12 protein-coding genes are annotated in these 13,737 nt (G+C 60.6%); 4 read left to right on the top strand and 8 right to left on the bottom strand.

Features of this window, described 5'->3' with window-relative positions; translation table 11 throughout:
* Positions 1 to 88 precede the first annotated feature (88 nt).
* Entirely contained in the window at positions 89 to 310 is a 222-nt protein-coding gene (locus tag E2484_RS23525) for a hypothetical protein (protein ID WP_137287646.1), read from the top strand.
* 132 nt (positions 311 to 442) lie between these two features.
* Here the strand turns inward: E2484_RS23525 and E2484_RS23530 are convergent, their stop codons facing one another.
* From E2484_RS23530 to E2484_RS23545, 4 genes are all read right to left on the bottom strand, one after another.
* The gene (locus E2484_RS23530; RefSeq protein ID WP_137287647.1) at positions 443 to 1,423 is read right to left on the bottom strand and encodes a GNAT family N-acetyltransferase; all 981 of its coding nucleotides are present in this window, start codon (positions 1,421 to 1,423) and stop codon (positions 443 to 445) included.
* A 179-nt stretch (positions 1,424 to 1,602) separates the two neighbouring features.
* Positions 1,603 to 2,457 (bottom strand): metallophosphoesterase family protein, encoded by an 855-nt coding sequence (locus tag E2484_RS23535; protein WP_137287648.1) that lies wholly within the window; start codon positions 2,455 to 2,457, stop codon positions 1,603 to 1,605.
* Positions 2,458 to 2,459: 2 nt separating this feature from the next.
* The gene (locus E2484_RS23540; protein ID WP_137287649.1) at positions 2,460 to 3,071 is read right to left on the bottom strand and encodes a hypothetical protein; all 612 of its coding nucleotides are present in this window, start codon (positions 3,069 to 3,071) and stop codon (positions 2,460 to 2,462) included.
* Positions 3,072 to 3,192: 121 nt separating this feature from the next.
* Positions 3,193 to 4,122: a mannonate dehydratase gene (locus E2484_RS23545; protein WP_137287650.1), complete on the bottom strand. Its 930-nt coding sequence runs from the start codon at positions 4,120 to 4,122 to the stop codon at positions 3,193 to 3,195.
* 186 nt (positions 4,123 to 4,308) lie between these two features.
* Here E2484_RS23545 and E2484_RS23550 point away from each other — a divergent pair, with 186 nt between their 5' ends.
* Positions 4,309 to 5,535 (top strand): DegT/DnrJ/EryC1/StrS family aminotransferase, encoded by a 1,227-nt coding sequence (locus E2484_RS23550; RefSeq protein WP_137287651.1) that lies wholly within the window; start codon positions 4,309 to 4,311, stop codon positions 5,533 to 5,535.
* A 6-nt stretch (positions 5,536 to 5,541) separates the two neighbouring features.
* Here E2484_RS23550 and E2484_RS23555 read toward each other — a convergent pair whose 3' ends face one another.
* Positions 5,542 to 6,696 (bottom strand): GNAT family N-acetyltransferase, encoded by a 1,155-nt coding sequence (locus tag E2484_RS23555; protein WP_137287652.1) that lies wholly within the window; start codon positions 6,694 to 6,696, stop codon positions 5,542 to 5,544.
* 126 nt (positions 6,697 to 6,822) lie between these two features.
* Between E2484_RS23555 and E2484_RS23560 the strand changes: the two genes are divergently transcribed.
* Positions 6,823 to 8,133, top strand: a complete 1,311-nt coding sequence (locus E2484_RS23560; protein WP_137287653.1) for a neutral/alkaline non-lysosomal ceramidase N-terminal domain-containing protein — start codon at positions 6,823 to 6,825, stop codon at positions 8,131 to 8,133.
* A gap of 82 nt (positions 8,134 to 8,215) precedes the next feature.
* Here the strand turns inward: E2484_RS23560 and E2484_RS23565 are convergent, their stop codons facing one another.
* Positions 8,216 to 8,983 carry an amidohydrolase family protein gene (locus tag E2484_RS23565; protein WP_394347943.1) on the bottom strand — a complete coding sequence of 256 codons (768 nt, stop codon included), beginning with the start codon at positions 8,981 to 8,983 and terminating at the stop codon, positions 8,216 to 8,218.
* A 275-nt stretch (positions 8,984 to 9,258) separates the two neighbouring features.
* On the bottom strand, positions 9,259 to 10,533 hold the full coding sequence (locus tag E2484_RS23570; protein WP_170977482.1) for an aminotransferase class III-fold pyridoxal phosphate-dependent enzyme: 1,275 nt from the start codon (positions 10,531 to 10,533) through the stop codon (positions 9,259 to 9,261).
* Between the two features lie 324 nt (positions 10,534 to 10,857).
* Between E2484_RS23570 and E2484_RS23575 the strand changes: the two genes are divergently transcribed.
* Positions 10,858 to 12,681 (top strand): NHL repeat-containing protein, encoded by a 1,824-nt coding sequence (locus tag E2484_RS23575; protein WP_137287656.1) that lies wholly within the window; start codon positions 10,858 to 10,860, stop codon positions 12,679 to 12,681.
* A 41-nt stretch (positions 12,682 to 12,722) separates the two neighbouring features.
* On the opposite strand, the gene E2484_RS23580 is transcribed toward E2484_RS23575, so the two are convergent.
* A complete protein-coding gene (locus E2484_RS23580; RefSeq protein ID WP_137287657.1) occupies positions 12,723 to 13,721 on the bottom strand; it encodes a hydroxyacid dehydrogenase in 999 nt (332 codons plus the stop codon).
* Positions 13,722 to 13,737: the final 16 nt, after the last annotated feature.

The raw sequence follows: 13,737 nt of genomic DNA on the forward strand, positions 1-13,737 counted from the left end.
GTACTCCACTCTCTCAGCGCAGGGTCTGCACTACAACGCACTTGCGAGTCGGGGAAGGAACTATAATCCCCGCTTCAAACGTTGATACATGGTCGAACTTCCCTCGAACTTCTGGCCGGTCCTCTGCGAGTTCGAGCACCTCTGGTACTTTATGTTCGTACTGGATATCGTTCTGCTCGTCCTGCTCGGTGTTAGTGCCCTTCTCGTCGACCCCGGCTCGGCAAGCTTCTACATCGTGGTCTTGAGCGCCATTGTCGGTGTCCCACTCGCGATCGTCCTCGGGTTGTTACTCCGTCTCTGCGCGACGTAAGTGTCCACCGGCCAACTCGCTCTGGTGACGGCGGTGTCGATGCAAGGCCGGTACTGGTTACCTCGGTGAGAATTGAAGCCGACTTGTACGGGCTCAGGGAGTGCGTAGCAGTGTACGGCTCAGTGGCCCGTTTCAGTCCTCGGTGTCGTACTCGACGAACTTCAGCCAGGGCTGGAAGCCCAGCTTGGCGTAGTAGTCGTACAGCCGAGGAACAACGCCATCGATGGTCATGTGATGGTAACCTTCGCCGCTGAAGGTCGCCATGACGTTTGCAATCAGTGTCAGCCCTCGGGCGTTGCCACGCGCGTCTTCGGCGACGCCAATCGGCCCGAGTCCGCAGTAGCGCTCGCCGAAGACCGCAGTCCAGTTAGTGCAGGAACTTAATACGGGTGAGGTCGCTGTTCCCGTCCGCGCGAACGCGACCGGTTCACTGTCTTCCCAGAGGAGCCAGTAGTCGCGCGTACTGCCGGGAAGCCGACAGTCCGTGGCTGCTTGGGAAGCCCATCGACCCGGGAATTCCCGTTCGAGAAAGCCGTGGAGTTGGTCTTCCTCGGCGGGGGTCCTGACCCGGTCGACTCGGACGTCGTTCTCGGTTGGCAGATACGCTTCGACCATGTCGGCAGCCGCTGGCGTCGAGATGTCCTGATACAAGTCAGCGACGACCCCGCCCTCGGTCAGTCCTGACGACTCTAACGGTGGGCCGTAGTGGTCGTTGAGGGGTTTCGGCACGCCGGCGACGAACTTCTGGACGTCCTTTCCGAATCTGATATCGTCGATCCCTTGGTCGCGGATGACGTTGACGGCTGTCTCGACCAACTCGTTGCGGAGGGTTCGCGCGTCACTGTGTGTTCCGTCGGCTGCGAGCAGGCTGATCCAGCCCTGGCTGCCGTCCTCGTACCCCGGGACCGGTTCGGTGAGGTATTTGGCCACGACGAACCCGACGAGGTCGTCTCCGTCGAAGCCGCCCCAGACACGCACGGCGACACCCGGTGACGGCGTGTACAACTTCTGGGTTGCGAGCCGGCGGCTGATCGCTATCGTCGGGTGTAATTCATTCCACAGGTCGACGCCCGTGAGGATTTCCTCACGGGTTACGAGCGGTCGGAGGTCCATCTATACTGTCGACTTCGCGGACCAACATAAAGAGGTTTGCCCGGTTCACCAAAAGTCGGTCGAGACTACTGCAGTAAACTACGACGGAGTGTCAGCAGTCGCACCCGGAACAGGGTGGGAGTCGAAGGCGAACCGTAGTCCGGGGGAAAACTGCTGGCAAAATCCGAAACAGCACCGAGTTACCACGTGGTCTCAGTTAGCAGACCCTCCTCGTCGCTCCCGACGTCGTAGTAGTGAATCGACGCACGGCACTCAGCCGGGTCGACCGTGAGCCAACGGACGTCACCACCGTAGTCCGATTCTTCGGACATGTGGCTGAGGTGGCGAGCCAAAACGTATTCCACGCCGTTGACTTCCTTGCTCCCGCGACCGTGGTCGTAGTAGTAATGGCCGCTGTTGACGAAGACAGTGTTCCCACGCTCCAAAATCGACTGGACAGCTTGGTAGTTGAGCGCGAAGAAGTACGGCTTCGAGCGGACCTCCCAGTTGTCGTCGAGTTCCGTGTGCTTACAGAGTGGCGCGTGGGCGAATACGAACGTCGGCACCTCGGAGTCTTCGTCCATCAACCGCTCGAGCATCGAGAGCTGCGGGGAGGTGACGAAGTTCTGGATTTCGCCGAGCGGGTGGTAGCCGTCGAGCGGGTTCGTATCGAGGAAGACATAGCGCGCGCCGTCGTCCTTGAACCAGAACCACAGCGGGAACTCCGACTCTGGAAAGTGCTTTCGGTACGCGCTCGTCGGCCGTTCGTTGTTCCCTCGGATAACGTAGTACTCGGAGTCGAGGCGGTCGTCCAGCAGCTCCTTCGCTCGCTCGAACTCGCTGTGGTAGAACGCGTCGTCGGGGTCACCGTGCCACCTCCCCCACTTGGTCTCGTCTTCCCAGGGGGAAAGCAGTCGGAGGTCACCGCCGGCGAGGGTCCAGTCGACGCCGATCTCGTTGAGTTTGTCGATTGCCGAACGCTGGACGGATTCGTCTTCGTGTTCGTAGCGTCCGATGCCGACGTGCAGGTCGTAGAGGAGGCCGATGGTCTGCATCGTCACTCACTCCACAGGTGGACCGCAGTCCCTTGGTCGACGTACCCAGTGCCACCGGACACTGCTGCCGAGAGGACGTATCCGCCGTACATCTCTCGTCCGATGAACGAGTGCTCCCGGTAATCGTTCGCGTCGGGCACGAATTCGACCAGTGGCGTCAGGAAGGGTTCCGTAGTTACGTTCGTCAACTCGATCTCGGTCTCGTACTCCTCGCCCTTGAGGTGAGTCGTCTCCAGCGAGAGCGTGAGCGTCTCGCCGTTCTCGACTCGAGCGATTCCTCGGACTCCGGCGTAGATTTTCGCGTTTTCTATCGGGCCAAGGAAGTGATTGACGGTGAGGTTTCGCTGGAGCTGTACCGGCTCCTGACTTGCTACCTTCCAATCGACGTCACCCGGTTCGGTCTGACTCGGTGCTGGTCCGAGGGGCCACGATGCGATGAGCTCCGGGCCGCCGTGGCGGGGTTGGTAGTCTCGCGAAAGAAGGCCCGCTTCGCTGTGTTCGTCCGGTGGCCGACGGTCGTGCTGGCGGTTTGGCGCGGTCCTGGGCGGTGCCCCTCGAATGTGGCGTTCGATGTCGCTATCCGTTGGTCGAGATTTATCCGACTGGTCGGGCATGTCACCCGAAACTGGCTCGAGCATTGTCAAAAGGGTTCCGCCGATTGGCCGCCCGTCTCACTCCTGCAGGCGAGTCTCGAACGACGCGGAATGGACTAGAGAAATAGTCGCGGGAGAGAACCTAGTCGTCTCGATAGGTCGCTTCGATCAGTCCCTGCATATACCCGATGGCGAACAGGCGGCCTTTCATCTCGTAGCCCGCGGTATCGTCGCCCTCACTGGTCATGCTTGGGACGTGATCCGGCCGGGCCGGGCCGTCGAACCCGATGTCGCGGTAGGCCTCCATCGCGGCGTGCATGTCCGTCGGACCGTCGTCCTGCCAGGTTTCGACCAGATGCTCGGCGTCGCCCTCGATGTCTCGGAAGTGGACGAAGGCGATGTCGTCGCCGAAGTGACGGATCGTCTCCGGAATGTCCGCGCCCATGGCGACAAAGTTCCCTTGACAGAAGTTGATTCCGTTGTGGTCGCTTGGGTAGAGGTTCATTACCCGGTCGTAGGCCTCCACGCTGGTAATGATACGACCGACGCCACGGATCGGGGAGAGCGGGGGGTCGTCCGGGTGAAGCGCCAGGGTTACGCCGACCTCCTCGGCCACGGGAACAACGCGTTCGAGGAAGTACTCGAGGGTCTCCCAGAGCCGCTCTTCGGACACTTCACCGACTTTGGCAGTTGGGCCGCGCTGCATCTGGTCGTGGTCGTACGCGGTCGTCTCGGCGTTGCCTCGGACGGGGTGGGTTTCGGTCGTTCGCAACCACCAAAAGTGCGTCATCCAACTGTAGCAGAGGATAGGGATGTCCAGCGCCCCCATCTTGCGGACGAAGTCGTTGAACCGCTCGATCTCTTCATCGCGTCCCTCGAGACCGAGGCGCGTGGTGTCCGTAAGGGGCGTTCCCCCCTCGATAACGCCCACGTCAAGGCCGATGTGTTCGAAGGCTGTTTTCATTCGCAAGAGTTCGTCGTACTCCCACGGGGTATCTCCCCGACGCCCGTTGTCGACTGCGCTCATGTGGGGATGGACGACGGCCTGGTCGACACCAATCTGGCTAGCCATCTCCCAGCGTGCATCACGCTTTGCTGGGAGTGCAACTGCTGTCTTGATAGTTACTCACTCCGGATTAATGAGCCATCCCAACCATACTCAATGTTACGATTGGACTGACGGAAACTGCCGGCGATACAATCGGACTGTCGTGACTCACCTAGAACCTTGATATGATCTCCACGCAACGACACACGTATGGCCGAATTAGCGCTACGTGGCGGTCCAGAAGCCGCAAGCACACTCGACGTGCCGGAATGGCCCCAACACACGGTCGAAAGTATCGAGAACGTCGTCGACTGCCTGGAATCGAACGCCTGGTGTCGCGTGAGCGAGGATGCCAAGTGGGTCGACCAGTTTGAGGACCGATACGCCGAGTACCACGATGCCGACCACGCAATCGCCGTCGCCAACGGCACCGTCGCTATCGAACTCGCCCTGAAGATGTGCGACGTCCGTCCCGGCGACGAGGTACTCGTTCCGCCATACACTTTCATCGCGACAGCAAGCGCAGTAACGTCCGTCGGTGCCGTCCCCCGATTCGTCGACGTGGACCCGAAGACGTACAACGTCGACCCCGAATCCGTCGCAGAGCGAGTGACCGACGATACCGTCGGTCTAGTCGGTGTCCACTTCGCCGGATACCCGATGGACTTCGACGAACTGCTCCCCGTCGTCGACGAACACGACCTCTTCTTGATCGAGGACGCTGCTCACGCCCAGGGAACGGAGTGGAACGGAGAGAAGGTCGGTACCGTCGGAGACGTGGGCACCTTCTCGTTCCAGGAATCGAAGGCTCTCCCCGGCGGTGAGGGTGGTATCGTCGTCACTGATGACGACGTGCGGGCCGAGCAGGGCCATCTTCTGCACAACATCGGCCGTCAGGGAGGCGAAGCCTACCGCCATTACGCTCTCTCCTCGAACAAGCGCCTCTCCGAAGTCCAGGGTGCACTCCTGTGTGCGCAACTCGAGAAACTCACCGAGGAGAACGAACGACGCCGCCGTAATCACGACCGTCTGGTGAAGGGACTGAGCGCTATCGACGGAATCGAAACGAAGCCGGCGGACGACCGCATAACTGCGCGGGGCTTTTGTCTGTTCAACTTCCGATACCGCGAGGCAGCCTTCGACGGTCTCTCGAAAGAGCGGTTCATCGAGGCGCTGAACGCTGAGGGAGTACCTGTCAGCGAGGGCTACGGGAGGCCGCTGTACAGACAGCCTGCCTTCTCCCGTGAGCACGTTGAGTCTCACGTCCCCCGCAGTGTCGACGTGCCGGCATACAACAATCTCTCGCTTCCCGGAGTGCAGGAGGTCACGCGGACGAACGTCACACTCCCTCACGAGGTGTTGCTCGCCGACTCGGACGGTATTGACGCTATTCCAAGAGCAATCGAGAAGATCAAAGACCAAGTGGACCGTCTCTAACCCCCTTCAAATGGCTTCCAGCGGTGTGACGTAGAAATCGAGCGGGAACAGCGTCGCGAGTGCCGGATGGTCGCTGGCGATATCGCGGTGGACGTCCGGGAAGCCGAACAGGAGGTCGGCTATCGCCGGTCGACTACAGGTGACGTCCGCCGGTTCGTCTGTCCGGACGGGCGTCACGACGTCGGCGTTGAACTGAAGTTCGACCCGTTGTTCGCCCTCGATAGCGATCCGAAGTGGGGGTGCATCACCGATGGACGCGTCTCGCCAACTCGCCGATAGCTGTGGCTCGAACCCGGTAAGCGTCCCTTTCAAGTCACGAACATTCTGTTTCCGATTTGGCTGAACGTGCCACCCCGCTGCATGCGAGCGACACGACCGTAGGAGGGGGTCCGCCGGATGCCCGTACACTTTCAATTCGTCAGTTGCGGGAGCGGTCAGTACTGTACCGAGCAGCGACTCGAATCCCGAACTGTTACCGCCGAACTCAAGGACGTCGCGTGACCCCGCCGCCGCCGTGACCGTCAGATAGGCGACTTCGCCCTCCCGCCGCCAGAGAAGCGTCTCGACGTCCGGCCGCAACAGCAGTGCATCGTGAGTCTCGCGCGAACGTGTCAACCGAGGCGTTCGTTCGGCGTGAAGGCACTCAGCGAGGGATAGATGCTCCTCACCGCCGCGGTAGCGTTCGACCGACGTCGAGGTCTGTTCGACGGCGGAGTCGAACGACCGCTCTGTGAGCGAGTAGACGAGTTTTCGACCGGCGTTCTCCCATCCGAAGCGCCGATAGCGCCGTCGGTCCCCACCCAGCTCGACGAGCGGGACGCCGTCCGAGTCGAGTTTAGCGAGCCAGAACTCCAACAGCCGACTCATGTACCCCTTGCCGCGATGGCGCTCGTCGGTCCCGACGCCGCCGATGGCGTGACAGGCGACACCGTCCGCGCCGACGTCGAGTTGCTGCGGGACGCAGGCCGCGTGGCTCGCTATCTCGCCGTCGACGGTGATGACCGCGTGATACTCACGGACCGACGGGTCGTACGCGTTCGGATTTCGTTCGGCCATCGTGGTGTCTGCGCCGCCGAAACACCGGTCAAGCAGATCGAACAGTTCGTCGAACTCGTCTTCGTGAACGATACGGGGACCTTCGACGGTACTGGAACCCATCATCGCGTCAATGCGTGCAGAGCCAGATAAATTATTCGCGGATTTCCGAGCCGTCTCCCCCGAGCAGCGTCCGACCGAAGTCAGTCTAGCCGGGGAAAACTTGAAATCACTCCCGACGGATGAGCGAGCATGTCCGAACTGCGAGCCGGTCGTGGGATCCGTGATATCACCCCAGAATCGCCGATCCAGCTCAGCGGCTATGGTCCCGGGACGCTCGAACGCGTCTCAACGGGTGTTCACTCACCGTTGCGCTCGACGGCACTGGTTCTCGACGATGGTCGGACAAGAGTTGCAGTCGTCTCCGTCGACTTGCTGAACGTCTCCCGTGAGCTCACTGCTTCCGTACGGGAACGAGTCGCTGACGTCGTTGATCACGTCTTCCTTGCCGCGACCCACACGCATGCCGCGCCGTACGTGTCCGGCCAGTTCCTCGAGGTCAATCCCCTGCTGTCCTTCGACGCGGACGTCGACGAGTATCTCACGGTTATCGAGTCCGCCATCACCAAGAGCATCAGGGAGGCAAGCGACGGGCTCAGGCCCGCAGAACTACGCGTCGGCCGGGTGTCGAACGAGGATGTTCTCGTCAACCGCCGAGACGCTGCCGGCTCGATTGATCCAGCACTCGTCGCGCTTCGGGTCACGACGGCGGACGGTGACGAAACGCTCATCGTCAACTTCGCCTGCCATCCGGTGTGTACGACAGCCCGTGAGACCCTGATTTCATCCGACTGGCCCGGCGAGGTTGCGGACCGAGTCCAGGCCGAGACCGGCGCCGAGGTTCTGATTCTCAATGGCGCTACCGGTGACGTCAACCCGGAAGGGAGCGCCGAGCCCCGGACGGGGGAGGCGGTCTACGAGTACATGGCCGAGGTCGGTGAGCGAATCGCGGATACAGTACTCTCGGCACGGGCAGAAGCTACGGGGAATGACCCGCTGACCGTGGATTCTCTCGCGGTCGACCGCGAAACAGTCGACCTCCCGATACAATCACTACCGCCACGCGAAAATCTAGAAGAGCGCTATGACGAGTTAACTGCCGAAATCGAACGCCATGGCGGCGACGAGGACGCCGCGTTCCACGAACTCCAACACGAGGACGATCCCTTGGGGGAGTTGCTAATGGACCGCTGGTACGTCGAAGAAAAACTGCGGCTACACGATTGGGGTCTGACGACTTACGACGCGCCGATTTCACGGTTGGAAATCGATACTGTCGACGTTCTCTCGTTTCCCGGGGAGGTGTTCGCCCGTCACGGACTCGATTTTCGGGAACGAGCAACTTCTGAACCCCTTATTGTCGCCGGGTTCGTTGACGACTACGTAGGATACTTCCCAACGGTCGACGCATTCGATGCGGGCGGGTACGAGGTCCGGACCTGCAAGTTCTCACCGGAGGCGATACGACGTCTACGAACCGCCGCGTTTGACCTGCTGTCCTGAACAGGACGGTAGCTCTCCTCGCGTCGGCCGACTACGATACGAGGCGCGAGCCGACTGCTATGCTTGTTGACGGGTTGGTCGGCTATCTCAGGATCGAATCCAGGTTTCGGTGACAGATGTTCCGCCAGGCTTGCTCGTCGAGGTCGAATTGCTCGAAGAAGCCGTATTGGGGGAACTTCTGGTCTGGATAGAGGAAGTCGGTCCCGAACAGCAGGCTATCCTGGTAGGTATCGAGGAACTGCTGGCCGTAGCTCTCGTCACGGGTGATGGCGTTGAAGCCCGACCCCATCGAGAGGTCGGCGTAGAGGTTGTCGTACTCGGCGAGGAGTTCCGCACATCGACCGCCCGGTTCGACGGGTCTGCTCGGGTAGGAACCGAGATCGCTCTGACGGACGTCGGCGGAGATATGTGCCCACCAGCCGTGGGCGTGCATAATGAAGTCTACGTCGTACTCTCTAACGACGCGTTCGAGGTTTGGGAGTCCGATCTCGTCGGTGCAACAGACGTCGTCGACGTGAAAGAGGACGGGAAGGTCGTACTTCTCGCAGATTTCGTAGAGCAAGCACATTCGGTCGTCGTCGATTGGCAAGCCTGCTTTAAGTTCGCCGAATCCTTGCGCGCCATTCGATACGTACGATTCGATCACGTCGCGAAACCCTTCTTCGTCGAAAATCATCCGCGGATCGACCGAGCAAAACGGGATGACTCGATCCGGATGCCGTTCGGCCGCCTCTAGAACGGTCTCCGTTTTCAGGTAGTGCGACGTCCCCTCGGGCGACTCCAGAGGGAGCAAGACCGAACGGTCCACACCGAACTCGTCCATGTACTCTACGAGGTCGGTGACCGTCAAGGGAGGTTCGTCCCACCGCACTCGACCGATATGGGTGTGTGCGTCGACTACGGGGAGATCGGCAACCCACTCGGGAACGTCTTTGGAAAGGTACTCGTGCCATCGCTTGGAAAAATCGCTCATTCCACGTATCACCAAACCCGGTCGAACTCAAGTTGAGAACCAAAATAAGGCTTGCGTGTCCGTCGGAATACCGACACGTTGGATAGTCTCTGCCGACTTCCAGAACGTCACTGGTACGTCGGGATAGACGTATGCCGAGCGACGGGTTACCGTTAGTCGTGTTCGCCGGTGCGCTGTCGCAGCGTCGTCCCGGCCGGCGGGCCGTTGAGTCGGGACTCGATATCGCCTGCGTCGATGGCGTCGGCGAGTTCCGCCATCGCTTCGCGGTAGACTGCGAGTGTGTGTTCGACGGTTTCGTCGTCGTGACTGTACGACGGCAGTTGGCTTCCGGAAAAGAGGATTCCGCGTTGGAGACATTCCTGCATGAAGAGGCTCTTTGCTAGCCGGTTCATCTCGCCGTCGGTGTCGTAGAACTGTATCGAAGACCGCGGTCCGAAGCCCTCGCACGTCGTGTAGTCGCTCAGCCCGAACTCTGCCGCGATGTCGTTGTACCCCTCGATGAGGGTTTCGCCTTGACGCCAGAGGTGGTCAACGACGTCCTCTTCACGAATCGTCTCGATGCACGCCTTTGCCGCGGCAAGCGACATGGCCTCGCCCGCGTACGTCTCCGAGAAGTATACGTCGTCTCGTTCGAGTAGTCGCATGACGTCTTCTCGGCCGGCAATTGCCGATATCGGGAAGCCGTTGGCCATCCCCTTCGCGAAGCAAGCGATATCGGGTTCGACGTCGAAGTACTCCTGTGCTCCGCCGAGCGCGTACCGGAAGCCGGTGAGAACCTCATCGAATACAAGTAACGCACCTTCCTCACGCGCCAGTTCGCGTACCCGCTCAAGAAAGTCGTCAGTTGGCTTTTGGAGGTTCATGGGCGTCGTCACGACCGCCGCTACCTCGCCCGGATTGTCCTCGAATATCGTTTCGAGGCTCTCGATGTTGTCGTACTCGAACGATTCGGTCATCCTGCCAACAGCATCTGGAACTCCGCGGTCCATCTCCGTCGCAGCGGTCCAGATGTCCGGCCAGCCGTGATACCCCTGAGTGGCGATTACATTCCGGTCCGTGTGAGCGCGGGCGAGCTTCGCGGCCAGCGTCGTCGCGTCGTTGCCGTTCTTCCCGAATCGAACCATCTCGGCGCAGGGGACGCTGTCAACTATCAGCTCTGCGACTTCTACCTGAAGCGGGTGAGGCATGGAGAACATCGTGCCGTCCTGGAGTTGGCGCGCCACCGCCTCACGAACTGCCGGGTAGTTGTGGCCGAGGATGACAGGACCGAGTGCCATCGGATAGTCGACGTACTCGTTGCCGTCGACGTCCCATACGCGACAGCCCTTCCCCTTTTCGAGGTGGGTCGGGGCCACCTCTTGTACCCACTGCTTCGGGGCCTTGCTTCCCGTTTGCGTACACCCAGGAATTACGTCGCGGCCTCGCACTAGCAACTCTCGTGACCGTTCTAACGAGCGGTCAGCCGGCTCAATAGCGTCCCGATCGGGCATTGCCTCGATGTTTCTCGACCCAAAGAATTAATTCTTTGCGTTGTCCCAGTCGGAAGCCCGATACGTGACCCGCCGATAGATGCCACGACTGCGGTGATACGCGGGCGTCCACGGAGAGCGCCATACCGGTCTTCGAACGACGAGTGCGGCGTCTCACGATAGCAGGCCAAGTGAATGCGGAACTCGATATCTCAGTTCGGGCTGTGGGGGAGGTCGAACTTCATGGATACGATTTATGAGGCCGGGGCTGCATCGGGTCGTATGGAGGAGCGAGCTCGAATCACTAGTCTCGGACGGGCAGCCCCGACTATCTCGATCTCGGCGTCGTGTCGCGTCGAAGACGAAGTGTACGTCGGGACGCGAAGTGTCCACCCGAGTAGGATTGCAGCAGTCGACCTGATGAGCGCGACGACTGGCGTCGAACACGAGGTATCCAGTGTCACCGGCGTCCGTGGAATGGTCGAACTCGATGGGATCGTCTACTTTGGAACCTATCATCCGGCAGCGCTCTACCGGGTCGATCCTGACGGGACAGGGGTGACAGAACTCGCCACGTTCGACGACGAGTCGTTCGTCTGGGACGTGACGGCCGCAGACGGATGCGTGTACGCGAGTACGTACCCCAACGCGACGGTCCGCGAGTACGACGTTGCGGCAGGTGAGATGCGTTCGCTAGGTCGAGCACACGAGGACGTTGACTACGCCCGAAGCATCGTCGCCAACGAGGACACCATCTACGTAGGAGTCGGAACGAAGGCGCAACTCGTCGCAATCGACCGGAGGAGTGGAGAGAAGCGGTCGATTCTCCCCCCTGAGCTGACTGACGAGAACATGGCCTATGAACTGGCCCTGACCGATGATGAAGTATTCGTCCGGCTAACCCCCGACGGGATCCTCTGCGCAATCGACCGTACGACCCCGTCTTCGTTCCGAATCGTCGACGAGGACGTCTCGACGTTCGCAGTCGATGCGGGGACGGTGTACACGTTTAAGAATGGGGCTGTCTTCCGGTATGGAGCCGAAGGAAACCGGGAACAAATCGGCCAGGGGAGCGAGAACTTCGAGCCCTTCTGGCTGTCAGTCGACGACGGTCGTGTCGTCGGAGCGGCGTCCGACGGCTCCGTCTGGTCGTTCAGCGTCGGCGACGTCGACATTATCGACTTGGCCGACGCTGGCATGAGCCTCGGCGCAGAGCAACCACAGGCAGCGGTCGTGCTTGACGATGCCGTCTACGTCACGTCTCACGGGAAAATCCACCGCCACCGTGCTGGCGAAACCGTCGAAACCCGGAGTGTTCCCGGTGAGGGCAAAGCGATGGTTGCCGTCGACGACGCAATCTATATCGCTACGTATCCGGAGGCAAGCGTCGTCGAGTACCGACCCGAGAGCGATGAACTCCGGCCTTTCGCGACGATTGGCGAGGCGCAAAACCGGTCGAGGACTATCCACTACGACGAGCGACGAGACACTCTCTACGTCGGGAGCCGTCCAGATTACGGGCACATCGGCGGTGCCGTGACCGCGGTCGACCGGGCAACCGGTGACGCCCGGGTCCATCGAGACGTCGTCGAGGACCAGTCGATTTCGTGCATTGCCCGCGACGGCGAGGACGTCTACCTCGGGAGCGAAATCCAGGGCGGACTCGGTATTGAGCCAGTTGCCAGTACCCCACGCCTCGTCAATTGGGATCCGGATACGTTCGAGGTAGAGTGGGAACTCACGCCTGTCGAGGAAACCGCGGGTATCGACGACCTCGTGGCGCTAGATGGGACGCTGTACGGGGTAACCGTCGACGGTGGCCTCTTCATCGTCGACCCCGACGTCCCGGAAGTCGTCCATCGCGGGACGGCGACCGACGGATGGACTACACTAACGACGTACGATGGAGTGGTATACGGGTTGAGTCTGGATGCCGTGATTGCGATCGACCCCGACACGTACGAGGTGACAACCGTCGTTGACGACCTCGATGGCAGGTGGTACGGCAACCCTCGAATAACGATTGGAGACGAGGGCGAAATCTATGCACTCTCTGGCTACGAACTCGTCCGTGTGGAAGGTCACCTGCGAAGTGACAGAGTATAGCCCGGAATCGCTGTCTGGGGACATCGCGCCCTCCGACGAATTCAGATGTAGTCGTCGGTCATGAGTTCAAACCGTTCGCGCGGAATCTCGTGGTTGAGTGGTTCCCTTTCGACGAACCGTTCTATCTCAGAGATCACGGTCTCTGCGAGTCGGCTTCGGGATGGCGCGCCGGCGACGTGAGGAAACAGGTCTACGTTTTCGAGAGACCTCAGCGGGCTTTCCGATGGAAGTGGTTCCTCGTTGTAGACGTCGAGGACTGCTTGAATGCGTCCGCTCTCTAATTCGTCGACCAACGCTGACTGGTCGACGATCTTCCCCCGGGCGGCGTTGACGAGCAACGCATCCTCCTGCAATTGGTCTAGCCGCTCGGCGTCGAGGAGGTGGTGGGTCTCTGAAGTGAGCGATGCGTGGATAGACACGATGGGTGACTCCGAGAGGACAGTATCGAGAGACTTGAGGTGGGCGTCGTAACCCTCAACTGCGGATTCCTCGACGTACGGGTCGTAGACGAGCGCCGTGACGTCGAACGGGTCAAGCAGGTTGAGCAGGGTACGTCCAACGTCCCCTAACCCAACGAATCCTACCGTCCGGTCGAACAGTGTCTCGGTCCGGTCCCATTTGTCCGGCCAGGCGCCTGCCCTCATCTCCGCGGTCAGGTTCGGGACGTCCCGGAGTCCACTCAGGATGTACGTGAGAACGCCCTCCGCAACGTATTTCGACATCACTTCGTTGGCGCTACAGACGGTGACGCCCTCGTCGTAGAGGGCGTGTGAGCCGACGACTGCGACGCTTCCACCGATGTGCGCAACGAGTGAAAGGTCATCTGCGCGGGCCAACGCGGTTTCGTCGAGAGTCGTCGTTCCCCAGCCGGTGATGCAGACGTCGATATCCTGGAGGCTGTCGGCGAGCTCTTCGTTAGTCAGTTGGTCAGCGTGCTCGTTGTACGTCACATCTCCGAGTCGTTCGAGTCGCTGTCTCTGTTCCGGAGGGAGGAGGTTTTCACGCAGTTCCCCTTCCGGGAGCGTGACAAGTATATTCATCGTCTTACCGGTGTCG

The sequence above is a fragment of the Halorussus salinisoli genome, from assembly GCA_005239435.1.
Lineage (GTDB): Archaea > Halobacteriota > Halobacteria > Halobacteriales > Haladaptataceae > Halorussus > Halorussus salinisoli.